Annotated in this window: 29 protein-coding genes and 1 pseudogene; 7 read left to right on the top strand and 23 right to left on the bottom strand. The window is 48.7% G+C overall.

Annotated elements, in window-relative coordinates; genetic code table 11:
- The first annotated feature begins 19 nt into the window (after positions 1 to 19).
- Positions 20 to 1,246, top strand: coding sequence for a peptidase T (gene pepT, locus LG381_RS17535; protein WP_225762701.1), 1,227 nt, complete (start codon positions 20 to 22; stop codon positions 1,244 to 1,246).
- Between the two features lie 48 nt (positions 1,247 to 1,294).
- Here the strand turns inward: pepT and roxA are convergent, their stop codons facing one another.
- The 8 genes from roxA to rluE all read right to left on the bottom strand — a co-directional run bounded on the left by roxA (position 1,295) and on the right by rluE (position 9,117).
- Entirely contained in the window at positions 1,295 to 2,416 is a 1,122-nt protein-coding gene (roxA, locus tag LG381_RS17530; RefSeq protein ID WP_000456504.1) for a [50S ribosomal protein L16]-arginine 3-hydroxylase, read from the bottom strand.
- 75 nt (positions 2,417 to 2,491) lie between these two features.
- Positions 2,492 to 3,952, bottom strand: a complete 1,461-nt coding sequence (phoQ, locus tag LG381_RS17525) for a two-component system sensor histidine kinase PhoQ (protein WP_222679717.1) — start codon at positions 3,950 to 3,952, stop codon at positions 2,492 to 2,494.
- On the bottom strand, positions 3,952 to 4,623 hold the full coding sequence (phoP, locus tag LG381_RS17520; RefSeq protein ID WP_001265482.1) for a two-component system response regulator PhoP: 672 nt from the start codon (positions 4,621 to 4,623) through the stop codon (positions 3,952 to 3,954). The genes phoQ and phoP overlap by 1 nt, the downstream gene beginning before the upstream one ends.
- Before the next feature lie 158 nt (positions 4,624 to 4,781).
- Positions 4,782 to 6,152 carry an adenylosuccinate lyase gene (purB, locus tag LG381_RS17515; protein ID WP_000423715.1) on the bottom strand — a complete coding sequence of 457 codons (1,371 nt, stop codon included), beginning with the start codon at positions 6,150 to 6,152 and terminating at the stop codon, positions 4,782 to 4,784.
- Between the two features lie 3 nt (positions 6,153 to 6,155).
- Positions 6,156 to 6,797 (bottom strand): high frequency lysogenization protein HflD, encoded by a 642-nt coding sequence (hflD, locus tag LG381_RS17510; protein WP_001297479.1) that lies wholly within the window; start codon positions 6,795 to 6,797, stop codon positions 6,156 to 6,158.
- Between the two features lie 35 nt (positions 6,798 to 6,832).
- Positions 6,833 to 7,939 carry a tRNA 2-thiouridine(34) synthase MnmA gene (mnmA, locus tag LG381_RS17505; RefSeq protein ID WP_225762700.1) on the bottom strand — a complete coding sequence of 369 codons (1,107 nt, stop codon included), beginning with the start codon at positions 7,937 to 7,939 and terminating at the stop codon, positions 6,833 to 6,835.
- 53 nt (positions 7,940 to 7,992) lie between these two features.
- A complete protein-coding gene (gene nudJ / locus LG381_RS17500) occupies positions 7,993 to 8,454 on the bottom strand; it encodes a phosphatase NudJ (RefSeq protein WP_000476093.1) in 462 nt (153 codons plus the stop codon).
- Between the two features lie 9 nt (positions 8,455 to 8,463).
- A complete protein-coding gene (gene rluE, locus LG381_RS17495) occupies positions 8,464 to 9,117 on the bottom strand; it encodes a 23S rRNA pseudouridine(2457) synthase RluE (protein ID WP_001248687.1) in 654 nt (217 codons plus the stop codon).
- A gap of 171 nt (positions 9,118 to 9,288) precedes the next feature.
- Here rluE and icd point away from each other — a divergent pair, with 171 nt between their 5' ends.
- Entirely contained in the window at positions 9,289 to 10,539 is a 1,251-nt protein-coding gene (gene icd, locus LG381_RS17490; RefSeq protein WP_225762699.1) for an NADP-dependent isocitrate dehydrogenase, read from the top strand.
- Positions 10,540 to 10,652: 113 nt separating this feature from the next.
- Here icd and LG381_RS17485 read toward each other — a convergent pair whose 3' ends face one another.
- From LG381_RS17485 to LG381_RS17415, 15 genes and pseudogenes are all read right to left on the bottom strand, one after another.
- Positions 10,653 to 11,795 carry a site-specific integrase gene (locus LG381_RS17485; protein ID WP_225762698.1) on the bottom strand — a complete coding sequence of 381 codons (1,143 nt, stop codon included), beginning with the start codon at positions 11,793 to 11,795 and terminating at the stop codon, positions 10,653 to 10,655.
- On the bottom strand, positions 11,785 to 12,021 hold the full coding sequence (locus LG381_RS17480; protein ID WP_059268247.1) for an excisionase: 237 nt from the start codon (positions 12,019 to 12,021) through the stop codon (positions 11,785 to 11,787). The genes LG381_RS17485 and LG381_RS17480 overlap by 11 nt, the downstream gene beginning before the upstream one ends.
- 139 nt (positions 12,022 to 12,160) lie before the next feature.
- Positions 12,161 to 12,400 carry a DUF4222 domain-containing protein gene (locus LG381_RS17475; RefSeq protein ID WP_000490217.1) on the bottom strand — a complete coding sequence of 80 codons (240 nt, stop codon included), beginning with the start codon at positions 12,398 to 12,400 and terminating at the stop codon, positions 12,161 to 12,163.
- Positions 12,378 to 12,710, bottom strand: a complete 333-nt coding sequence (locus tag LG381_RS17470) for an ASCH domain-containing protein (RefSeq protein ID WP_225762697.1) — start codon at positions 12,708 to 12,710, stop codon at positions 12,378 to 12,380. Before LG381_RS17470 ends, LG381_RS17475 begins: the two co-directional genes overlap by 23 nt.
- Positions 12,710 to 12,931: a TraR/DksA family transcriptional regulator gene (locus LG381_RS17465; protein WP_225762696.1), complete on the bottom strand. Its 222-nt coding sequence runs from the start codon at positions 12,929 to 12,931 to the stop codon at positions 12,710 to 12,712. The genes LG381_RS17470 and LG381_RS17465 overlap by 1 nt, the downstream gene beginning before the upstream one ends.
- Before the next feature lie 98 nt (positions 12,932 to 13,029).
- Positions 13,030 to 13,245, bottom strand: a complete 216-nt coding sequence (locus LG381_RS17460; protein ID WP_000188870.1) for a hypothetical protein — start codon at positions 13,243 to 13,245, stop codon at positions 13,030 to 13,032.
- Positions 13,246 to 13,321: 76 nt separating this feature from the next.
- Positions 13,322 to 13,513, bottom strand: coding sequence for a DUF1382 family protein (locus tag LG381_RS17455; protein WP_000548531.1), 192 nt, complete (start codon positions 13,511 to 13,513; stop codon positions 13,322 to 13,324).
- Positions 13,486 to 13,670: pseudogene (locus LG381_RS17450) on the bottom strand (DUF1317 domain-containing protein). Before LG381_RS17450 ends, LG381_RS17455 begins: the two are co-directional and overlap by 28 nt.
- Entirely contained in the window at positions 13,667 to 14,347 is a 681-nt protein-coding gene (locus LG381_RS17445) for a lambda exonuclease family protein (protein ID WP_000186778.1), read from the bottom strand. Before LG381_RS17445 ends, LG381_RS17450 begins: the two are co-directional and overlap by 4 nt.
- Positions 14,344 to 15,129, bottom strand: a complete 786-nt coding sequence (gene bet / locus LG381_RS17440) for a phage recombination protein Bet (RefSeq protein ID WP_225762695.1) — start codon at positions 15,127 to 15,129, stop codon at positions 14,344 to 14,346. Before bet ends, LG381_RS17445 begins: the two co-directional genes overlap by 4 nt.
- 5 nt (positions 15,130 to 15,134) lie before the next feature.
- Positions 15,135 to 15,431 carry a host-nuclease inhibitor Gam family protein gene (locus tag LG381_RS17435; protein ID WP_021515706.1) on the bottom strand — a complete coding sequence of 99 codons (297 nt, stop codon included), beginning with the start codon at positions 15,429 to 15,431 and terminating at the stop codon, positions 15,135 to 15,137.
- A 75-nt stretch (positions 15,432 to 15,506) separates the two neighbouring features.
- Positions 15,507 to 15,713, bottom strand: coding sequence for a phage encoded cell division inhibitor protein (locus LG381_RS17430; protein ID WP_000233576.1), 207 nt, complete (start codon positions 15,711 to 15,713; stop codon positions 15,507 to 15,509).
- A gap of 470 nt (positions 15,714 to 16,183) precedes the next feature.
- Positions 16,184 to 16,627 carry a hypothetical protein gene (locus tag LG381_RS17425; protein WP_047402964.1) on the bottom strand — a complete coding sequence of 148 codons (444 nt, stop codon included), beginning with the start codon at positions 16,625 to 16,627 and terminating at the stop codon, positions 16,184 to 16,186.
- A 14-nt stretch (positions 16,628 to 16,641) separates the two neighbouring features.
- Positions 16,642 to 17,487 carry a hypothetical protein gene (locus LG381_RS17420; RefSeq protein ID WP_032236361.1) on the bottom strand — a complete coding sequence of 282 codons (846 nt, stop codon included), beginning with the start codon at positions 17,485 to 17,487 and terminating at the stop codon, positions 16,642 to 16,644.
- Positions 17,488 to 17,566: 79 nt separating this feature from the next.
- Complete coding sequence (locus LG381_RS17415; RefSeq protein WP_000858975.1) at positions 17,567 to 18,256, bottom strand: helix-turn-helix transcriptional regulator; 690 nt, start codon at positions 18,254 to 18,256, stop codon at positions 17,567 to 17,569.
- Positions 18,257 to 18,360: 104 nt separating this feature from the next.
- Here LG381_RS17415 and LG381_RS17410 point away from each other — a divergent pair, with 104 nt between their 5' ends.
- The 5 genes from LG381_RS17410 (at position 18,361) to LG381_RS17390 (ending at position 21,213) form a co-directional block, all read left to right on the top strand.
- The gene (locus LG381_RS17410; protein WP_001067458.1) at positions 18,361 to 18,591 is read left to right on the top strand and encodes a helix-turn-helix domain-containing protein; all 231 of its coding nucleotides are present in this window, start codon (positions 18,361 to 18,363) and stop codon (positions 18,589 to 18,591) included.
- Between the two features lie 69 nt (positions 18,592 to 18,660).
- The gene (locus LG381_RS17405; protein ID WP_001182903.1) at positions 18,661 to 19,200 is read left to right on the top strand and encodes a toxin YdaT domain-containing protein; all 540 of its coding nucleotides are present in this window, start codon (positions 18,661 to 18,663) and stop codon (positions 19,198 to 19,200) included.
- Positions 19,197 to 20,216, top strand: a complete 1,020-nt coding sequence (locus LG381_RS17400; RefSeq protein WP_000147901.1) for a replication protein — start codon at positions 19,197 to 19,199, stop codon at positions 20,214 to 20,216. The genes LG381_RS17405 and LG381_RS17400 overlap by 4 nt, the downstream gene beginning before the upstream one ends.
- The gene (locus LG381_RS17395; protein ID WP_000788891.1) at positions 20,213 to 20,914 is read left to right on the top strand and encodes a replication protein P; all 702 of its coding nucleotides are present in this window, start codon (positions 20,213 to 20,215) and stop codon (positions 20,912 to 20,914) included. The genes LG381_RS17400 and LG381_RS17395 overlap by 4 nt, the downstream gene beginning before the upstream one ends.
- A complete protein-coding gene (locus tag LG381_RS17390) occupies positions 20,911 to 21,213 on the top strand; it encodes a hypothetical protein (RefSeq protein ID WP_001473963.1) in 303 nt (100 codons plus the stop codon). The genes LG381_RS17395 and LG381_RS17390 overlap by 4 nt, the downstream gene beginning before the upstream one ends.
- Positions 21,214 to 21,308 lie beyond the last annotated feature (95 nt).

Raw genomic sequence — 21,308 nt, 5'->3', positions numbered from 1 at the left:
GAAAAGTGAGGGTGACTACATGGATAAACTACTTGAGCGTTTTTTGAACTACGTGTCTCTGGATACCCAATCAAAAGCGGGAGTGAGACAGGTTCCCAGCACGGAAGGTCAGTGGAAGTTATTGCATTTGTTGAAAGATCAGCTCGAAGAGATGGGGCTTATCAATGTGACCTTAAGCGAGAAAGGAACGCTAATGGCGACGTTACCGGCTAACGTTCTTGGCGATATCCCGGCGATTGGTTTTATTTCTCATGTGGATACCTCTCCGGATTGCAGCGGTAAAAATGTAAATCCGCAAATTGTTGAAAACTATCGTGGTGGCGACATCGCGCTGGGTATTGGCGACGAAGTCTTGTCACCAGTGATGTTCCCGGTTCTGCATCAATTGCTGGGGCAGACGCTGATCACCACCGATGGCAAAACGCTATTGGGCGCTGACGATAAAGCCGGTATTGCGGAAATTATGACCGCGCTGGCGGTATTGCAGCAGAAAAACATTCCGCATGGCGATATTCGCGTCGCCTTTACGCCAGATGAAGAAGTGGGGAAAGGGGCGAAACACTTTGATGTTGACGCCTTTGATGCTCGTTGGGCTTACACCGTCGATGGTGGTGGCGTAGGCGAACTGGAGTTTGAAAACTTCAACGCCGCATCGGTGAATATCAAAATTGTCGGTAACAACGTTCACCCAGGCTCGGCAAAAGGCGTGATGGTTAACGCGCTATCGCTGGCCGCACGCATTCATGCAGAAGTTCCGGCGGATGAAAGCCCAGAAACTACCGAAGGTTATGAAGGTTTTTATCACCTGACGAGCATGAAAGGCACCGTTGAGCGCGCCGATATGCACTACATCATTCGTGATTTCGATCGTAAACAGTTTGAAGCGCGTAAACGTAAGATGATGGAGATTGCCAAGAAAGTGGGCAAAGGGCTGCACCCTGATTGCTACATTGAACTGGTGATTGAAGACAGTTACTACAACATGCGCGAGAAAATTGTGGATCATCCGCATATTCTCGATATCGCCCAGCAGGCGATGCGCGATTGTGATATTGAACCGGATCTGAAGCCGATCCGTGGCGGCACCGACGGCGCGCAGTTGTCGTTTATGGGATTACCGTGCCCGAACCTGTTCACTGGCGGTTACAACTATCATGGTAAACATGAGTTTGTGACCCTGGAAGGAATGGAAAAAGCGGTGCAGGTGATCGTGCGTATTGCCGAGTTAACGGCGCAACGGAAGTAAGCGAAAAGGGATGCGGCATGTGATGCCGCATCCGGCTTACATCCAAACTTACCCTTCGAAGAACCAATACCCGCTATTGACCAGCGCCGCGAGCATCGCGAGGAATGATGGATCTTCCAGCGCATCGCCAAAATTCTCGGCAGTCAGCACAATATTACTGGCGAGCGCATCCAGTGCCGGACGGTGCGGAGAATCGATCTTTTCACCATTGGCGTATACATCATCACCAATGCGCAATACGCGCAGACCACCCAGGCGCACCAGCACATCACCTTGTTTCAGCGCATCGTAGATTTCATCCGGCTGATAAGGCGGCTCTGGCGGCGCGATATCCAGTTCATGACGTGACTGGGAAATAAACTCGCCAAACCATTGCTTAAAGTGCTCCGGCTGGTTGATCAGTTCAAGCATCATCTCACGCAATTTATCCATCTCTTGCGGCAGAACATCAGCCGGATGGGCGCGAGGAGGGATATCCGGATCGCTGTAATAATTACCGCCCAGCTCACGTTGCAGAACATAATCGGCAAAACCGCTGATCAGCTCCCGCGTATTGGGCGCACGAAAACCGACAGAGTAGTTCATCGCATTTTCCAGCGCGTAGCCTTCGTGCGGGAATCCCGGCGGAATATAAAGAATATCGCCAGGCTCCAGCTCTTCATCGATGATGGCTTCGAACGGATCGACCTGTAACAGATCCGGGTGCGGGCAGTGCTGTTTCATTTGCAGCTTTTCGCCCACTCGCCAGCGACGACGACCGGTTCCCTGGATAATAAACACATCGTATTGATCGAGATGCGGGCCGACGCCGCCGCCGGGTACGGAAAATGAGATCATCAGGTCGTCAATGCGCCAGTCCGGCAGTTCACGAAACGGACGCATCAGCGCGGCGGTTGGTTCATGCCAGTGATTTACTGCCTGCACCAGCAATGACCAGTTGGTCTCACCGAGATGATCGTAGCTTTCGAATGGACCGTGGCTGACCTGCCATTTACCATCCTGGTGACTGACCAGCCGACTGTCGACTTCGCTTTCCATCGCCAGACCCGCTAACTCGTCTGGAGAGATTGGGTCAATAAAATTATTAAAGCCGCGTTTTAACACTACCGGACGTTTCTGCCAGTGGCGTTCAAGAAAATCGGGCCAGTTAAGGGTAAGTTGGTATTCCATGTTAAGCATCCACAGGCTGGTATCTGCAACCGATTATAACGGATGCTTAACGTAATGCGTGAAGAAAGGGCATATTTATTCACTCTTTGGCGAAGAATGCTGGCGACCAAAAATCACTTCCATTCGTGCACCGCCGAGCATACTCTCTCCGGCGATGATTTTTCCGTCGTATTGCTCGGTAATTTCACGTGCGACTGCCAGACCGACACCTTGTCCTGGGCGCAAAGTGTCAACACGTTGACCACGGTCGAAAATGACCTCTCGCTTGCTTAATGGAATACCGGGGCCATCATCCTCGACAACAATATAGAGATGATCATCGGTTTGTCTGGCTGAAATTTCGACAAACTCAAGACAGTATTTACAGGCGTTATCCAGTACGTTGCCCATCACTTCGACAAAATCATTCTGCTCACCCACAAAGCTGATTTCTGGCGAGATATCGAGGGAAATATTAACCCCTTTACGCTGATAAACTTTGTTCAGCGCCGAGGTGAGATTGTCCAGCAGTGGGGCGACAGGATGCAATTCGCGGCTAAGTAATGTTCCACCGCGCATACTGGCGCGATGCAGGTAGTAGCCAATTTGTTGCGAGATGCGGCTGATTTGTTCCAGCATTACTGGCTCTGCTTCGCTGACGCTCATCTTCTCACTACGCATGGAACGTAGCGTACTTTGCAGCACCGCCAGCGGTGTTTTCAGACTGTGCGTCAGGTCGGTGAGCGTAGTGCGGTATTTGTCATAACGTTCACGCTCACTTTTTAACAGTCGGTTCAGGTTACGTACCAGGCTGGTAAGTTCCCTCGTGGTGGTAGGGTTGAGTAGTTCCCGGTTGTGCTCTTCCAGTTCGCGGACTTCTTTTGCCAGGGCTTCGATAGGGCGTAAACTCCACCAGGCGGCGACCCATAACAGAGGGATCACTAACAGCAGGTTGGCTGAGAGCACATAGACAAACCAGCTCCACACCATATAGGAACTTTTAAGCTCTACAGGGATGGTATCAACCACCACAATGGTTAACTTTGGCATCTGCGACGTTGCCGGATAGATGTTTACTGCCACCGAGTGAGTCATCTCAGCGTCGTCGTCATCCTCCCGTACTTCCTGCAACTGTTGCTGTATAGAATGATCTTCACTCAGCAAGATGCTGGTATCGTTAACATCCGCTTCTATTTCATGGAAGCCATTAGATTTCAGCCAGTCAGGCTGGATCATTTTCATCAACCAGGGAACGTCACGCTGCGCCCATAAAAGTTGCCCGTTCTCATCATAGATCAGTGTCATAGTAGGGCTTTGCTTGTCGATATTTTCTGGCAATTCGACATGCAATTTGTTGTTTTCCCACTTCGCGAGGGTATAGAACAGGTTGCTCTCGCCACGTAACAGCCGAAACGTGGTTTTATCGAAACTGACGCTATAACCGATCAGCGCGACCATCCCGTAGGCAAGCGAAAGCACCAGCACTACCGCTGCCGTTGCCAACAGAAAACGAACCCGTAGCGAGAGTGGGGAAAAAATACGCAGTAATTTTTTCATCAGCGCAATTCGAACAGATAGCCCTGGCCGCGAACGGTGGTAATCACTTCTTGCGGATATTGCGTCTGAATTTTCTTACGCAGTCGGCCCATTAATACATCAATGGTATGGCTTTCCCGCAGTTCGGCATCCGGATAGAGCTGTAACATCAGCGAATCTTTGCTGACCACTTTGCCGTTATTACGGATTAGCGTTTCCATAATGGTGTATTCAAACGCGGTCAGTTTGATCACTTCGTCGTTAATGGATAATTCACGGCGGGAGAGATCAACCTGAAACGGTGGCAGCGAAATAACCTGTGAAGCCAGACCGCTATTACGCCGCATCAACGCCTGCATACGCGCCATCACCTCTTCAATATGAAACGGTTTGGTCACGTAATCATCAGCACCGGCACTTAAGACTTCGACTTTGTCCTGCCAGCTTTCACGGGCGGTTAATACCAGAATCGGTAGTGAAACATCATTGCTACGCCAGCGGCGGATCAGCGACAGACCATCTTCATCAGGCAAGCCAAGATCGACAATGGCAATATCCGGTAAATGTTCATTGAGATAATAATCTGCTTCTTTGGCATCTTCTGCGTCATCGACCTGATGACCAGCGTCCTGAATCTGAACTTTAAGATGGTGACGTAACAACGCATTGTCTTCGACAACCAGTACGCGCATTTTTATTTCTCCCTGTCTTAATTATTAAAATAGTGTAACGCGATTATGTATTTATGGGAGTAAACATTAATTAAACCAGCGGGTAGGGGAGGTAACACAGGAAAAGATTCGCTTAAGAAGCAGGCCGGACAGCATCGCCATCCGGCCTTGACAGGGGATTATTTCAGCTCATCAACCATCGTGATGGCACGACCAATATAATTAGCCGGCGTCATCGCTTTCAGGCGCGCTTTCTCTTCTTCTGGCAGCGCCAGACCGTCGATAAATTGCTTCATGCCTTCGGCGTCAACGCGCTTACCGCGAGTCAGCTCTTTCAGCTTTTCATACGGTTTTTCAATGCCATAGCGACGCATGACTGTCTGGATCGGCTCAGCCAGCACTTCCCAGTTGTGATCCAGTTCATCCAGCAGATGGTCACGGTTCACTTCCAGTTTGCTCACGCCTTTCAGGGTAGACTGGTAAGCAATCAGTGCATAACCAATACCCACGCCGAGGTTACGCAGCACGGTGGAGTCGGTCAGGTCACGCTGCCAGCGGGAAACCGGCAGTTTGCTGGCCAGGTGCTGCAACACTGCGTTGGAAAGCCCCAGGTTCCCTTCGGAGTTTTCGAAGTCGATCGGGTTAACCTTATGCGGCATGGTGGAAGAACCAATCTCACCAGCAATGGTTTTCTGTTTGAAGTGGTTAAGAGCGATATAACCCCAGACGTCACGGTCAAAGTCGATCAGAATAGTGTTAAAGCGCGCAACGCAATCAAACAGCTCGGCAATGTAGTCGTGCGGTTCAATCTGCGTGGTGTACGGGTTCCACTGAATACCCAGCGAGGTGACGAACTCTTCGCTAAACTGATGCCAGTCAACTTCCGGGTAAGCGGCGATGTGGGCGTTATAGTTACCGACGGCGCCGTTGATTTTGCCGAGGATCTCCACCTGGTTAAGTTGGCGGTACTGGCGTTCCATACGGTAGGCAACGTTAGCCATCTCTTTCCCGATGGTTGACGGCGTGGCTGGCTGACCGTGGGTACGGGACAGCAGCGGAATATCGCGGTACTGAATAGCGAGATCTTTAATACCGTCAATCAGTTGACGCCAGTATGGCAGGATCACTTCATCACGCGCGGTTTTCAGCATCAACGCGTGGGAGAGGTTATTGATATCTTCCGAAGTACAGGCAAAGTGAATGAATTCAGATACCGCGTGCAGTTCCGGGATATCTGCCACTTTTTCTTTCAGGAAATACTCAACCGCTTTAACGTCGTGGTTAGTGGTACGCTCGATGGTTTTGATGCGTGCAGCATCTTCTTCGCTGAAATTAGCGACGATTGCATCAAGGTAACCGATTGCGTCGGCAGCAAAAGCAGGAACTTCCTTGATCGCTGCGTGCGCGGCTAGTTTTTGCAGCCAACGTACTTCAACTTGTACACGGAATTTCAGCAAACCATATTCGCTGAAAATCCCGCGCAGCGCGCTGACTTTATCGCCGTAGCGTCCATCGACAGGGGAAACGGCGGTCAGTGAGGATAATTCCATAGATCACAACTCCGGGGTTAAATGAGCAAGAATTTGTTTTGCCTGAGTGGTCAGGCGATTACGAGAAAACATCAGTTGCAGACGTCCACCGCCGACCTGGTGCCAGAGCACGGCGGCGCGAATGCCTGCCAGCAGGGTTGCGCGAACTTTCGCCTGCACCTGCGGGCTTTGCAGTACAGCAGGGGAACCGGTGACCTGAATGCGCGGGCCAAGCGGGCTGATAACATCAACATAGATAGCAGCCATCGCGCTCATCAGCGTTTCGGACTGTAAATCGAAGTGTTCGAGCTGGCGTTGCAGGCCGTTGATCCGGTTGCCCAGAGTGTCGAGCGCACCTTTGGCAGATGAAAGTTTACGCTCAAGCACCATCAGGCTAAGGGTGTAGCGGGTTAACTCAGCGTTCAAACCCTGACGGCTGCTGGCATTGAGCACGCCGAGCAGGGTTTCCAGCCCGACGCGTAGGTTGGCTTCGCTACCGCCAAAAACCGCCAGCGTGGAGCTGGGGTTCATATCAATAATACTGTTGAGTGAAACGTGTAGCGCATCGGCATCACAATGCCCCTGGTGAGCGAGTTGTTGCACCAGGCGAGCCGACTGACAAATACCGGCCAGGGCGAGGGTGATGTCATAGTAATTCTTTGCCACGTTCACTGCTTCCTTGTTTTAAGTAAAGATAATAATCAGACCGGCAGCGGCAGACGCTGCTCAATAATACCGCCACCGAGGCACACTTCACCGTTGTAGAAGACGGCAGACTGGCCCGGCGTCACGGCGGCAACCGGCTCATCGAAAATCACTTCAATGCGATCATCGCCCAGCGCCTTGACGGTGCATGGGATGTCGGTCTGGCGATAGCGGGTTTTCACCGTGCAACGCATAGTGCCGGTGAACGGTTCACGATCGACCCAGTGCAACTGCTGGGCAATCAACCCAACAGACATCAGACGTGGATGCTCATGACCCTGCGCGACAACCAGAATGTTATTCTCGACGTCTTTATCGACGACGTACCACGGTTCTTCGGTGCCATCTTTAGTGCCACCGATACCCAGACCTTTACGCTGACCGAGGGTGTGATACATCAGCCCCTGGTGTTCGCCAATTTCATCGCCATCAACGGTAATTATTTTGCCCGGTTGCGCCGGGAGATAACGCCCCAGGAACTCGCGGAATTTACGTTCGCCAATAAAGCAAATGCCGGTAGAGTCTTTTTTCTTCGCGGTAACCAGACCGAGATCTTCAGCAATCTTACGCACCTGCGGTTTTTCCAGTTCGCCGACCGGGAACAGGCTTTGCGCAATCTGCTCATGGCTAAGCGTGTAAAGGAAGTAGCTCTGGTCTTTATTGCTGTCCAGACCACGCAGCAGGCGGCTCTTGCCATCGACATCTGCCCGACGTACGTAATGACCGGTAGCGATATAATCGGCACCTAAATCTTCGGCGGCAAATTCGAGGAAAGCTTTAAATTTGATCTCTTTGTTGCACAGAATATCCGGATTCGGCGTGCGACCGGCTTTATATTCGGCAAGGAACAGTTCGAAGACGTTGTCCCAGTACTCGGCAGCAAAGTTAACGGTGTGCAGTTCAATGCCGAGCTTGTCGCAGACAGCCTGGGCATCAGCCAGATCCGCTGCCGCCGTGCAATATTCCTCACCGTCGTCTTCTTCCCAGTTCTTCATAAACAGGCCTTCGACCTGATATCCCTGTTGTTGCAACAGCCAGGCAGAAACGGAGGAATCGACACCGCCGGACATGCCGACGATTACTTTTTTTGCGGTTTCAGACATTGGATCACTCACGACATTGAACTTCAAGGCGGCGTATTCTATCACGCAGCCTTTTAGATGACACCCTTTGTAAAAGGCCAGTTAAAATCGCCAATCATCTCCAGCGGATAGCGTTGCCCGCTTTGATAACAACGAATACTTTCCGCCACCAGCGGCGAACGCAGATTTGACGCCTGTAAAATTTCTTCGGCGCTGACCCAACGGCAGCAGTCGATATCGCTGTCATGAGGCTGGGTCGGGCATATTTGCTCAAGCTCAATGGCAAACAGGAAGCGCAAAAACGGCGTCTTATCCGGCGCAATCCACTGATGCATACGAATAAAGTGTTGCGGTTGCGCGCTGATGCCCGTCTCTTCCCACAGCTCACGCGCGGCGGCTTCCACTAAGGTTTCATCTGCTTCCAGATGCCCGGCAGGTTGGTTCCATAACGCTTTACCATTAATCGTCTCTTCAACGACTAAAAATTTGCCTTCTGCGTGCACCACGCAGGCAACGGTAACGTGCGGTTTAAACATTGTGCTTCCTTATTCTGTGGTTTCTCGCCATTCGCCATTAGCAAGATTATCCAGCGTGTAACTCCCCATCGCATAGCGAATCAGTCGCAGTGTGGGGAAACCAACATGGGCGGTCATGCGGCGTACCTGGCGATTACGTCCTTCATATAAGGTGATCTTCAGCCAGCTGGTGGGAATACTTTTTCGTTCACGAATTGGCGGATTACGCGGCCATAACCACTCCGGTTCTTCAGCCAATTCCACGCCAGCGGGCAGGGTAGGGCCATCATTTAAGGTTACGCCATTGCGCAAGGCTTCAAGAGCGTCTTCCGTAGGAATGCCTTCCACCTGCACATAATAGATTTTCCCGGTGCGTTTGCCCGGCTGGGTTAAACGCGCCTGTAACGCGCCATTATTAGTCAGCACCAGTAACCCTTCGCTATCTCTGTCGAGACGACCAGCCGCATAAACGCCCTGAACCGGGATGAATTCTTTTAATGTTTTACGCCCTGCTTCATCGGTGAACTGCGGAAGAACATCGTAGGGTTTATTGAACAGGATCACGCGCGTGGGCTGGTTTTCAGGTTTTCGCCTGGTAGAACGTTGCGAGCTGAATCGCTTAACCTGGTGATTTCTAAAAGAAGTTTTTTGCATGGTATTTTCAGAGATTATGAATTGCCGCATTATAGCCTAATAACGCGCATCTTTCATGACGGCAAACAATAGGGTAGTATTGACAAGCCAATTACAAATCATTAACAAAAAATTGCTCTAAAGCATCCGTATCGCAGGACGCAAACGCATATGCAACGTGGTGGCAGACGAGCAAACCAGTAGCGCTCGAAGGAGAGGTGAATGGAAAGTAAAGTAGTTGTTCCGGCACAAGGCAAGAAGATCACCCTGCAAAACGGCAAACTCAACGTTCCTGAAAATCCGATTATCCCTTACATCGAAGGTGATGGAATCGGTGTAGATGTAACCCCAGCCATGCTGAAAGTGGTCGACGCTGCGGTCGAGAAAGCCTATAAAGGCGAGCGTAAAATCTCCTGGATGGAAATTTACACCGGTGAAAAATCCACACAGGTTTATGGTCAGGACGTCTGGCTGCCTGCTGAAACCCTTGATCTGATTCGTGAATATCGCGTTGCCATTAAAGGTCCGCTGACCACCCCGGTTGGTGGCGGTATTCGTTCTCTGAACGTAGCCCTGCGCCAGGAACTGGATCTCTACATCTGCCTGCGTCCGGTACGTTACTATCAGGGCACTCCAAGCCCGGTTAAACACCCTGAACTGACCGATATGGTTATCTTCCGTGAAAACTCGGAAGACATTTATGCGGGTATCGAATGGAAAGCTGACTCTGCCGACGCTGAGAAAGTGATTAAATTCCTGCGTGAAGAGATGGGCGTGAAGAAAATCCGCTTCCCGGAACATTGCGGTATCGGCATTAAGCCGTGTTCTGAAGAAGGCACCAAACGTCTGGTTCGTGCCGCGATCGAATACGCAATTGCTAACGATCGTGACTCTGTGACCCTGGTGCACAAAGGCAACATCATGAAGTTCACCGAAGGCGCGTTTAAAGACTGGGGCTACCAGCTGGCGCGTGAAGAGTTTGGCGGTGAACTGATCGACGGCGGCCCGTGGCTGAAAGTTAAAAACCCGAATACCGGCAAAGAGATCGTTATTAAAGATGTGATCGCTGATGCGTTCCTGCAACAGATCCTGTTGCGTCCGGCTGAATACGACGTTATCGCCTGTATGAACCTGAACGGTGACTATATATCTGACGCCCTGGCAGCGCAGGTTGGCGGTATTGGTATCGCCCCTGGCGCAAACATCGGTGACGAATGCGCGCTGTTTGAAGCCACCCACGGTACTGCACCGAAATATGCCGGTCAGGATAAAGTTAACCCAGGCTCTATCATCCTCTCCGCTGAGATGATGCTGCGCCATATGGGCTGGACTGAAGCCGCAGATCTGATTGTTAAAGGTATGGAAGGCGCGATTAACGCGAAGACCGTAACCTATGACTTCGAACGTCTGATGGAAGACGCTAAACTGCTGAAATGTTCAGAGTTTGGTGATGCGATCATCAAGAACATGTAATCTCTATATGTGTTAAATATTGAAACGGGCGTGTTATACGCCCGTTGTTTTATGATGATGTAAAATCTTCCCCAAAACTTTCCCCAAAACCCTTCCCCAAAACTGGCTATTTTCTATGCTGTTTTGATATCTACGATAATCCAGTCTTTACCACGATCATCATTGTATCGGTCGGTCATTTTTCTGGATTTATGGCCTAACAACTTTTGCGTATCCAGACCCTGTTCCCGATATAACCGTTCTGACAGAGATCGCTGCTCATGAAATGTGGGCGCAGTTCCTTGCTCCCATTTTATGCCACATTTTTCCCTGGCCTTTTTAAAAGCCGTTGTCAGAGTATTTGCAGAAACCTGGTCTCCTCTGTTTGCTTGAGAGGTAGTGTGACGGTAATGGACCAGATATTTACTAACAACAGCATCCCTGCACTGAGATATAACTTCACGAAGGGTAATATTCAGAGCATCGCATTTCAGGTTAAGTGGAATAGCAAGTTTTGAACCGGTTTTTTCCTGAGTAATGTGCAACATGTCGTCCCAGATATCAGAGAATTTCAAATTGCAGATATCGCCTAAACGTTGTCCAGTAACAAGAGCAAGTAGCATCCCGCATTTTAAATAGGGCTGCCGTTTGCTTACGCTGTCAAATATTGCCTGCCATTCTGGCAGTGACAATCTTTGGCGGTTTACTCGATTTCGCGGTTGTTTTGTTGCCTGCGCTGGGTTAAATCCTGGCGGAACATGTCCTGCGTGTTGTGCTTCTTTGAAGACGTCGATCAACACCATTCTAACGACTTGCGCCATCCTGTTATGGCCTTCAGCCTTTATAGCATCAATTATTTCGGCAATATCAAGTGCGGTAATATCCTTGAGGTGTTGCATTCCACAATGCTCACGGAAAAGACGAATGGGTTTGCCTTTTTGCCGATAGGAGTTGGGTCTTAGTTCATTATGTTGCAACCTGTCCTCCTGGATAGAAATATATTTATCAAGCCATTCTGTCACCGTAATGTCTGAGCGCCTGCCTTTCATTCTTTCCAGACGCTCATTGACGCTTAATATTTGTCGGGTACGTTGTTCAGCAATAATGGTATTTGCTTCAGTAGCAACTTGTTTTGCTTCATTCTCATCAGTTCCTAAGCTATGAAAACGACCGGATAGTGGATGTTTGTATTGCCAATATACCTTTCCGGTTCGCTTATCTAATTTGCAATATAAATTGGGTATAGAGATTTTGTGAGATCGGGGTCTAGCAGCCATCAGCGATTATCCGTTGGAGTTTTGGGTTTGCGTTTATTGGGAGTTGCGGTTCTGCAAGCGTTCCTACAAAACGGGAATTTCGGTCAATCATCCAGTAGCGACCAACTTTTATAGCGGGTGGGACCATCATTTTCCCTTGCGCGTATTTTTTCAGAACTCGCTCACTTGGTGCTAAGTCCCCAAATTCTTCTTTAGCCCAGTCCTGTAAAGTGATTAGTCGAGACATTTGTCCTCCTCTTAGCTGCTGAGGGAGTTTGTGACCGATATATCTGACATGATATTAAGCTCATGGCAGGTACATCTCTTGACTGATCATAGAGATAAATTTAATGCTGAGAAATGCAGTATTGAATTTATCAATTTTTCTATTTCCTGCGTATGGCACGTAACTTCTTAATGTGTTCTGCTGTATCGATCTCTTCGGCTATCCGCTCTGATTCCACTTTACTGACAGGTTCAAAGTCATGATTAAAGCGGAACATGCTGGCGATACATGTTCTGCCTTTTCGGATGTAGTGAACTTTGTTGTGGGTAGAACGCAGGATTTTGCAGGGAGTGCCGTGGTGGTCGACGTACCAGGTGTTAGGGTAAATCACTCTGAACATTCTTGACCTTGTGTTGTGCGGATTGATATTCAGTGCTGATATTCACCTTTATAGCGAACACCTTTACCGGTTTATCGCCAAAGTGCGGATGTGTGATTGTCTTCACTTCATATCCATCATACGGAACATCAATTCTGCGACTGAAATCGTCGCGCTTCGGATATCCCTTCGTGATGATCAGACAGCCATACTCGCGGTTAACGAGGCGCTTTTTCCAGTAGTCATTACACAGGCGATACTCTTCCGTTTTCTCTCCGCGAATCATGGCATCGAAGTATTCACTTTTAACAGCAAGTTGCAGGTTAGCCATCACTTAATCCCCCTTTGCTTGCGGATAAGCTCCAGATCTTGCTGGCAGCTGGCGCAAGTCCGACAACCCTGAATGGCCAGTCGTCTTCGTTCATCTATCGGATCGCCACACTCACAACAATGAGTGGCAGATATAGCCTGGTGGTTCAGACGACGCATTTTTATTGCTGTGTTGCGCTGTAATTCTTCAATTTCTGATGCTGAATCAATGATGTCTGCCATCTTCCATTAATCCCTGAATTGTTGGTTAATACGCTTGAGGGTGAATGCGAATAATAAAAAAGGAGCCTGTAGCTCCCTGATGATTTTGCTTTTCATGTTCATCGTTCCTTAAAGACGCCGTTTAACATGCCGATTGCCAGGCTTAAATGAGTCGGTGTGAATCCCATCAGCGTTACCGTTTCGCGGTGCTTCTTCAGTACGCTACGGCAAATGTCATCGACGTTTTTATCCGGAAACTGCTGTCTGGCTTTTTTGATTTCAGAATTAGCCTGACGGGCAATGCTGCGAAGGGCGTTTTCCTGCTGAGGTGTCATTGAACAAGTCCCATGTCGGCAAGCATAAGCACACAGAATATGAAGCCCGCTGCCAGAAAAATGCATTCAGTGGTTGTCATACCTGGTCTCTCTCATCTGCTTCTGCTTTCGCCACCATCATTTCCAGCTTTTGTGAAAGGGATGCGGCTAACGTGTGAAATTCTTCGTCTGTTTCTACTGGTATTGGCACAAACCTGACTCCAATTTGAGCGAGGCTATGTGCCATCTCGATACTCGTTCTTAACTCAACGGGAGATGCTTTGTGCATACAGCCCCCCCCGTTTATTATTTATCTCCTCAGCCAGCCGCTGTGCTTTCAGGGGATTTCGGATTACAGAAAGGCCGGGAAATACCCAGCCTCGCTTTGTAACGGAGTAGACGAAAGTGATTGCGCCTACCCGGATATTATCGTGAGGATGCGTCATCGCCATTGCTCCCCAAATACAAAACCAATTTCAGCCAGTGCCTCGTCCATTTTTTCGATGAACTCCGGCACCATCTCGTCAAAACTCGCCATGTACTTTTCATCCTGCTCAATCACGACATAATGCAGGCCTTCACGCTTCATGCGCGGGTCATAGTTGGCAAAGTACCAGGCATCTTTTCGCGTCACCCACATGCTGTACTGCACCTGGGCCATGTAAGCCGACTTTATGGCCTCGAAACCACCGAGCCGGAATTTCATGAAATCCCGGGAGGTAAACGGGCATTTCAGTTCAAGGCCGTTGCCGTCACTGCATAAACCATCGGGAGAGCAGGCGGTGCGCATACTTTCGTCGCGATAGATGATCGGGGATTCAGTAACATTCACGCCGGAAGTAAACTCAAACAGGGCTCTGGCGTCGTTCTCGTACTGTTTTCCCCAGGCCAGCGCCTTAGCATTAACTTCCGGAGCCACACCGGTGCAAACCTCAGCCAGCAGGGTGTGGAAGTAGGACATTTTCATGTCAGGCCACTTCTTTCCTGAGCGGGGCTTTGCTATCACGTTGTGAACTTCTGAAGCGGTGATGACGCCGAGCCGTAATTTGTGCCACGCATCATCCCCCTGTTCGACAGCTCTCACGTCGATCCCGGTACGCTGCAGGATAATGTCCGGTGTCATGCTGCCACCTTCTGCTCTGCGGCTTTCTGTTTCAGGAATCCAAGAGCTTTTACTGCTTCGGCCTGTGTCAGTTCTGACGATGCACGAATGTTGCGGCGAAATATCTGGGAACAGAGCGGCAATAAGTCGTCATCCCATGTTTTATCCAGGGTGATCAGCAGAGTGTTAATCTCCTGCATGGTTTCATCGTTAACCGGAGTGATGTCGCGTTCCGGCTGACGTTCTGCAGTGTATGCGGTATTTTCGACAATGCGCTCGGCTTCATCCTTGTCATAGATACCAGCAAATCCGAAGGCCAGACGGGCACACTGAATCATGGCTTTATGACGTAACATCCGTTTGGGATGCGACTGCCACGGCCCCGTGATTTCTCTGCCTTCGCGGGTTTTGAATGGTTCGCGGCGGCATTCATCCATCCACTCGGTAACGCAGATCGGATGATTACGGTCCTTGCGGTAAATCCGGCATGTGCAGGATTCATTGTCCTGCTCAAAGTCCATACCATCAAACTGCTGGTTTTCATTGATGATGCGGGACCAGCCATCAACGCCCACCACCGGAACGATGCCGTTCTGCTTATCAGGGAAGGCGTAAATTTCTTTCGTCCACGGATTAAGGCCGTACTGGTTGGCAACTATCAGCAATGCGATGAACTGCGCATCGCTGGCATCACCTTTAAATGCCGTCTGGCGAAGAGTGGTGATCAGTTCCTGTGGGTCGACAGAATCCATGCCAACACGTTCAGCCAGCTTCCCTGCCAGCGTTGCGAGTGCAGTACTCATTCGTTTTATACCTCTGAATCAATATCAACCTGGTGGTGAGCAATGGTTTCAACCATGTACCGGATGTGTTCTGCCATGCGCTCCTGAAACTCAACATCGTCATCAAACGCACGGGTAATGGCTTTTTTGCTGGCCCCGTGGCGTTGCAAATGATCGATGCAGAGTGATTCAAACAGGTGCTGGGACAGACCCTTTTCCATGTCGTCTGCCAGTTCTGCCTCTTTCTCTTCACGGGCGATCTGCTGGTAGTGACGTGCCCAGCTCTGAGCCTCAAGACGATCCTGAATGTAATAAGCGTTCATGGCTGAACTCCTGAAAATGGCTGTGAAAATATCGCCCGCGAAATGCCAGGCTGATTAGGAAAACAGGAAAGGGGATTAGTGATTCAGTCCGTTGCCTCGTCCGTCGAGAAAAACTTCCACGAGCAAATCACGGGTATAAGTGCGCTCGATGCCGCGATGCAGATATAGCCGTCCGCGTAAATTAGCTGATGCAGTCCAGGTACCATCTTTGTGTTTGACCAGCATTCCTGGCATGACCGCACCGCGATTAACGGTCTGCGTTCCGTAATGTTGATGAACCATAAAAACTCCTGCCCGTAAGCTGGGCTGCTGAACATATAGAGACTTCTGCGCGTATTCAGGCGGTGGATGGCCGCCGGTTGTCATAACTAAGTCGCCTCGTTGAAGCGACTGAGGTATGAAGTGTTGAGTTGATTTCAGCTGGTCACACCGACGTTCACGCGTCCGCTTCACCCCTCGCACTCCCCGGAGCCTGCTGAAATTCAAGCTGCGGATCTAAGCGGTCATCGCAACGGTGAATCAGGTGATTGCCGTATCGTTGTGTTGTTGCGATGAATTCATTTAAAACTATAGTTGTTTTATCGTCAACAACAAAAGTTGTTTTGTTGGTTGTTTTAGATATAACTGGTTGTATTTAAGATGGATTTATTTTGTGACTTGCATCGCATAGCGATAACTGAAGCGAGGTCGTGGTGGTTTTTTGAACGGTTTGTGTGATGAGGGGAGGCAAAAGAAAACCCGGCAAGGCCGGGTTACTTATGCTTTGACAGATTAAGTAATTGCATCAGGAGCATGCCAATATGGATTAGTGACGTACCTGATAAACCAATAGCGATTGATGGTAGCATTAGTATAGGATTTTTACTTGTTGCAAGTAAAAACAAGCCATTAAAGAAAAGTACTCCTAGCTCGCAAAAAGTTAATCCATACATGATTATGATTGATGTCATATAGCCATATGTTTTCAATTTGCGAATATTCCTGCCTCCCAGCCCCATCAGAAATGTTAAAGCGGCTATAAGTATCGCAATTGTAGTACCAGAATAAGCGGCAATAGCGCCCCCCAGCGCATCTCTGTGCTCGCTAAAAGCCATACCCGGAAACATGTGGCGGATTAGATAATACGCACTTATAATAATTGGGAATGGCAAAAGAAAAAGTATTATTGCTGGCGCTATCCTGTGCCGTGACTTCATATAGCCCCCCAATATTATAGTGGTAACTCATCTCCAAATGTTCTATTATAACTTTCCATTATAATCAATTTCATCCTGAGATAGCAAGTTGACATTTCGGATGCTATGTCTTCATTCGATGATTTATAGATATTTGCTCCAATGTGGCCTTTGTCAGAAAGATAATATTCTGTAAGAATATCTGCAGCTTGTTCTTTACCCTTCAGGTGAATGCTCTCATGTTGTTCATCCACATTGCTAATAATCCCTTTGGCAACAGATTTTATATTTCGTAAACGTTTAGGCTTCACGGTTATTTCCAGTCCTTCTAAGAGCTCTTCGTCAACTGCTTGTGCACCAAGCACTCTAAGTAGGGGGCTGAGAAGTTTTGACCCATTTTCAACCCTTACCGTTGTTCTTCCTATAAACTGCATGCTTAAAGCATCATCCTTTGTTATATCTCTCATCAAAGGTTCTATGAATAGTGAGTATCCATCAGGTATTGCTCCCTTTCCTTTTAGGTAAGCCGCAAGATCACGAGTTTTTGGGCCGAATAATGTATTTGCATATCCGATAATATTTTTTCTTATTAATAAAAATGATGGGAATCCTAATGACTCATCTGAACTAAGCGCATTTCTTATTTCATCAACCGAAAGTGTTTTTCTATTGATTTTTTTAACTAGTTCTGAATCAAATGTTTTTGTCAGGATAAAACTATCATTAATTATATGATGTGCAAAAACATAGTAGTCTTCAATCTGCTGAGCATGATTCTTAGCGTTTATTACCTGCTCTGTCAGAAATGACAATAAATCTATAGGTTGTTTTTTCAGAGAGCTAGTATTTTGAATGTATACGGCATAAAAGTTAAGCTTCATTGCTATTCCATCTATGTATCAAAGAAAAAATGTTGATATGTATAGTCTTTTTACGTAGTTATAGTATTCGATTCGGTAGTTACCCATGCTTCCTGTATGTCTGCGGCATGCTCCCAATAACCTTACCGAAGATGAATACCCGGTTCATCTCGTCTTTCTCAATTGGGTCCCACGGCGAGTAGCTCTTGTTATCAGAGATAACAAGTAGCTTATCCTTCATCATTTGCAGGCGCTTTACATGGGCTGTGTCGTCGTACAGAAACGCATAGATACCATCACCGTCGAAAGATTTAACCGTGATATCAACGAACAGAAGATCACCTGGTTCGATCGTTCCTGACATGCTGTCACCGCGTACGTTAATGATGCGGATATTTTCTGCCTTCCTACCATCGAACATGTGACGAGCATCGTCAAACGAGTACTCAACCGAGCGTAGAACTTCTACAAACTCACGGTTGATGACTCCCGGCCCGGCACTCACTTCTATATCAAGAACGTCAATCTTAAAGTATTTGGAATGGCTGACAGTTGATTGTATTGGTTGCACTGTACTGTCTGACATATTTCCAACGCCAGAAGATAACCATTCTGCGCGCACACCCAAAGCGTTCGCGATCTCCACGATTTTAGTTGTTTGGTTAGCTTTCCCTGTTTCGATTTTCTGAATAGCAGCTTGGCTAACCCCGACCAAATCCCCAAGCGCCTTTTGTGTAAGGCCTCGCGCTAATCTAGCTTCTTTAAGTCTTTCTGAGAGTGTTGTTTTCATAGTCCAAATGTACAACCAAGGTTTTATTCCATCAAACGAAAATGGTTGTTGACTAAAAACAACCATAGTTTTAATCTTGATTCAAATTAACCACGGAGGTTGTTATGAACCCAGCTATCAAAACAGCGATCAATATCGTTGGCTCACAAAAGAAACTGGGCGCTGCCTGCGAAGTTTCACAGCAGGCCGTCTATAAGTGGCTTCACAACAAAGCAAAGGTATCCCCTGAACATGTCGGCAGCATTGTTACGGCTACTGGTGGAGTAGTGAAGGCATACCAGATTCGCCCGGATCTTCCGAAGTTGTTTCCACACACCGAAAAGAACGCAGCTTAAATTTCCATTTCACGCTCTTTAACAATAAGCAATCAACTTAACAGTCAATTCAAACTAAAGGAGTCAATTATGCAACCACTTACATACCAACAGACTAGCGGATTTAGCCCGACTGCGGTGATAAATCGTTCTCAAACAAAACAGGTGCCAGGCCACGAAAAAATCCGTGATGCCGTCCGCGCCTGGTCGGCTGTAGATAATCAGGATGTCGTTGCCACACTCATTGTGAATGAGTATCGGGAGCAGGGCGGCGGCACCATCGATTTCCCTGATGATGTCAGCCGTGCACGCCAGAAGCTGTTCCGCTTCCTCGATAACAAATTCGATTCTGAAAAATACCGAAATAACGTGCGTGAACTGACCCCGGCAATTCTGGCGGTACTACCGCTGGAATATCGCGGTTACCTGGTTGAGCAGGATAGCTTCATGGCTAGGTTGGCTGAAATGGAAAAGGAACTCAGTGAGGCAAAACAGGCTGTCATTCTCAACGCACCACGCCACCAGAAACTGAAGGAAATTAGTGAAGGTATTGTATCGATGTTTCGTGTGGACCCAGATCTGGCTGGTCCATTGATGGCGATGGTTACTACCATGCTGGGGGCGATATGACAGGTTCAGAAATGGCGAAAGCCGGTCTGCTGGAACAGAACCGACTTTCAGGTGCAAATCGTAACACACTCATTGCGGGAGGAATTATGGCAAACACTGCTGAGATATTCAATTTTCCAGTGCCGGATGCGGCACAAAAGGAGCCGCGCGTGGCAGATCTCGATGATGGTTATACGCGCATTGCAAATGAGTTGCTGGAAGCTGTGATGCTGGCCGGATTAACACAGCACCAGCTTCTGGTCTTCCTGGCTGTCATGCGCAAAACATATGGCTTTAATAAAAAACTGGATTGGGTGAGCAACGAGCAACTGTCCGGATTGACCGGGATATTGCCGCACAAGTGTTCTGCTGCAAAAAGTGTTCTGGTAAAGCGTGGGATTTTGATTCAGAGCGGGCGGAATATCGGTATTAATAATGTGGTCAGTGAATGGTCAACATTACCCGAATCAGGTAAGAAAAATAAAGTTTACCTGAAAGAGGTAAATTTACCTGAATCAGGTAAGAAAAGTTTACCCAAATCAGGTAAAGGCGTTTACCCGAATCAGGTAAACACAAAAGACAAACTAACAAAAGACAATATAAAACCTTTTTCGTCCGAGAATTCTGGCGAATCCTCTGACCAACCAGAAAACGATCTTCCTGTGGTGAAACCAGATGCTGCAATTCAGAGCGGCAGCAAGTGGGGGACAGCAGAAGACCTGACCGCCGCAGAGTGGATGTTTGACATGGTGAAGACCATCGCACCATCAGCCAGAAAACCGAATTTTGCAGGGTGGGCTAACGATATCCGCCTGATGCGTGAACGTGACGGACGTAACCACCGCGACATGTGCGTGCTGTTCCGCTGGGCATGCCAGGACAACTTCTGGTCCGGTAACGTGCTAAGTCCGGCCAAACTCCGCGACAAGTGGACCCAACTCGAAATCAACCGTAACAAGCAACAGGCAGGCATGATAGCCAGCAAACCAAAACTCGACCTGACAAACACTGACTGGATTTACGGGGTGGATTTATGAAAAACATCGCCGCACAGATGGTTAACTTTGACCGTGAGCAGATGCGTCGGATCGCCAACAACATGCCGGAACAGTACGACGAAAAGCCGCAGGTACAGCAGGTAGCGCAAATCATCAACGGTGTGTTCAGCCAGTTACTGGCAACTTTCCCGGCGAGCCTGGCTAACCGTGACCAGAATGAACTGAACGAAATCCGCCGCCAGTGGGTGCTGGCTTTTCGGGAAAACGGGATCACCACAATGGAACAGGTTAACGCTGGAATGCGCGTAGCCCGTCGGCAGAATCGACCATTCCTGCCATCACCCGGGCAGTTTGTCGCCTGGTGCCGGGAAGAAGCATCCGTTACCGCCGGGCTGCCAAACGCCAGCGAGCTGGTTGATATGGTTTACGAGTATTGCCGGAAGCGTGGCCTGTATCCGGACGCAGAGTCTTATCCATGGAAATCAAACGCGCACTACTGGTTGGTTACCAACCTGTACCAGAACATGCGGGCCAATGCGCTGACTGACGCGGAATTACGGCGTAAAGCTGCCGATGAGCTGACCTGTATGACCGCGCGAATTAACCGTGGTGAGGCGATACCTGAACCAGTAAAACAACTTCCTGTCATGGGCGGTAGACCTCTAAACCGTGCACAGGCTTTGGCGAAGATCGCAGAAATCAAAGCTAAGTTCGGACTGAAAGGAGCAAGTGTATGACGGGCAAAGAGGCAATTATTCATTACCTGGGGATGTATAAGAGCTTCTGTGCGCCGGACGTTGCTGCGGTAACAGGCGCAACAGTAACCAGCATAAATCAGGCTGCGGCTAAAATGGCGCGGGCAGGAATCTTAGTCATTGATGGTAAGGTCTGGCGAACGGTGTATTACCGGTTCGCTACCAGGGAAGAACGGGAAGGGAAGGTGGGCACGAACCTGATTTTTAAGGAGTGTCGCCAGAGTGCCGCGATGAAGCGGGTGTTGGCGGTGTATGGAGATATGAACTTAAACTTGCTGTGACGGTTTTCATCGGTAACACACCATGTAATCAGCAGTCAGCTTAGAAATAGGAGCGGCAGTTAAAGATTTTTCAGTTAGTAGAAAATTACTGTTAT

The organism is Escherichia sp. Marseille-Q3837, from assembly GCF_916618735.1.
GTDB classification, from domain to species: domain Bacteria; phylum Pseudomonadota; class Gammaproteobacteria; order Enterobacterales; family Enterobacteriaceae; genus Escherichia; species Escherichia ruysiae.
Note: the sequence above shows the minus strand (reverse complement) of the source record. Positions and strands in the feature narration are given on the sequence as shown.

What these genes read in the sequence shown, in the direction of transcription:
- pepT (WP_225762701.1), top strand. Translation starts at nt 20, where the DNA reads ATGGATAAACTACTTGAGCGTTTTTTGAACTACGTGTCTCTGGATACC.
- roxA (WP_000456504.1), bottom strand. Translation starts at nt 2,416, where the DNA reads ATGGAATACCAACTTACCCTTAACTGGCCCGATTTTCTTGAACGCCAC.
- phoQ (WP_222679717.1), bottom strand. Translation starts at nt 3,952, where the DNA reads ATGAAAAAATTACTGCGTATTTTTTCCCCACTCTCGCTACGGGTTCGT.
- phoP (WP_001265482.1), bottom strand. Translation starts at nt 4,623, where the DNA reads ATGCGCGTACTGGTTGTCGAAGACAATGCGTTGTTACGTCACCATCTT.
- purB (WP_000423715.1), bottom strand. Translation starts at nt 6,152, where the DNA reads ATGGAATTATCCTCACTGACCGCCGTTTCCCCTGTCGATGGACGCTAC.
- mnmA (WP_225762700.1), bottom strand. Translation starts at nt 7,939, where the DNA reads ATGTCTGAAACCGCAAAAAAAGTAATCGTCGGCATGTCCGGCGGTGTC.
- nudJ (WP_000476093.1), bottom strand. Translation starts at nt 8,454, where the DNA reads ATGTTTAAACCGCACGTTACCGTTGCCTGCGTGGTGCACGCAGAAGGC.
- rluE (WP_001248687.1), bottom strand. Translation starts at nt 9,117, where the DNA reads ATGCGGCAATTCATAATCTCTGAAAATACCATGCAAAAAACTTCTTTT.
- icd (WP_225762699.1), top strand. Translation starts at nt 9,289, where the DNA reads ATGGAAAGTAAAGTAGTTGTTCCGGCACAAGGCAAGAAGATCACCCTG.
- LG381_RS17485 (WP_225762698.1), bottom strand. Translation starts at nt 11,795, where the DNA reads ATGGCTGCTAGACCCCGATCTCACAAAATCTCTATACCCAATTTATAT.
- LG381_RS17480 (WP_059268247.1), bottom strand. Translation starts at nt 12,021, where the DNA reads ATGTCTCGACTAATCACTTTACAGGACTGGGCTAAAGAAGAATTTGGG.
- LG381_RS17475 (WP_000490217.1), bottom strand. Translation starts at nt 12,400, where the DNA reads ATGTTCAGAGTGATTTACCCTAACACCTGGTACGTCGACCACCACGGC.
- LG381_RS17470 (WP_225762697.1), bottom strand. Translation starts at nt 12,710, where the DNA reads ATGGCTAACCTGCAACTTGCTGTTAAAAGTGAATACTTCGATGCCATG.
- LG381_RS17465 (WP_225762696.1), bottom strand. Translation starts at nt 12,931, where the DNA reads ATGGCAGACATCATTGATTCAGCATCAGAAATTGAAGAATTACAGCGC.
- LG381_RS17460 (WP_000188870.1), bottom strand. Translation starts at nt 13,245, where the DNA reads ATGACACCTCAGCAGGAAAACGCCCTTCGCAGCATTGCCCGTCAGGCT.
- LG381_RS17455 (WP_000548531.1), bottom strand. Translation starts at nt 13,513, where the DNA reads ATGCACAAAGCATCTCCCGTTGAGTTAAGAACGAGTATCGAGATGGCA.
- LG381_RS17445 (WP_000186778.1), bottom strand. Translation starts at nt 14,347, where the DNA reads ATGACACCGGACATTATCCTGCAGCGTACCGGGATCGACGTGAGAGCT.
- bet (WP_225762695.1), bottom strand. Translation starts at nt 15,129, where the DNA reads ATGAGTACTGCACTCGCAACGCTGGCAGGGAAGCTGGCTGAACGTGTT.
- LG381_RS17435 (WP_021515706.1), bottom strand. Translation starts at nt 15,431, where the DNA reads ATGAACGCTTATTACATTCAGGATCGTCTTGAGGCTCAGAGCTGGGCA.
- LG381_RS17430 (WP_000233576.1), bottom strand. Translation starts at nt 15,713, where the DNA reads ATGGTTCATCAACATTACGGAACGCAGACCGTTAATCGCGGTGCGGTC.
- LG381_RS17425 (WP_047402964.1), bottom strand. Translation starts at nt 16,627, where the DNA reads ATGAAGTCACGGCACAGGATAGCGCCAGCAATAATACTTTTTCTTTTG.
- LG381_RS17420 (WP_032236361.1), bottom strand. Translation starts at nt 17,487, where the DNA reads ATGAAGCTTAACTTTTATGCCGTATACATTCAAAATACTAGCTCTCTG.
- LG381_RS17415 (WP_000858975.1), bottom strand. Translation starts at nt 18,256, where the DNA reads ATGAAAACAACACTCTCAGAAAGACTTAAAGAAGCTAGATTAGCGCGA.
- LG381_RS17410 (WP_001067458.1), top strand. Translation starts at nt 18,361, where the DNA reads ATGAACCCAGCTATCAAAACAGCGATCAATATCGTTGGCTCACAAAAG.
- LG381_RS17405 (WP_001182903.1), top strand. Translation starts at nt 18,661, where the DNA reads ATGCAACCACTTACATACCAACAGACTAGCGGATTTAGCCCGACTGCG.
- LG381_RS17400 (WP_000147901.1), top strand. Translation starts at nt 19,197, where the DNA reads ATGACAGGTTCAGAAATGGCGAAAGCCGGTCTGCTGGAACAGAACCGA.
- LG381_RS17395 (WP_000788891.1), top strand. Translation starts at nt 20,213, where the DNA reads ATGAAAAACATCGCCGCACAGATGGTTAACTTTGACCGTGAGCAGATG.
- LG381_RS17390 (WP_001473963.1), top strand. Translation starts at nt 20,911, where the DNA reads ATGACGGGCAAAGAGGCAATTATTCATTACCTGGGGATGTATAAGAGC.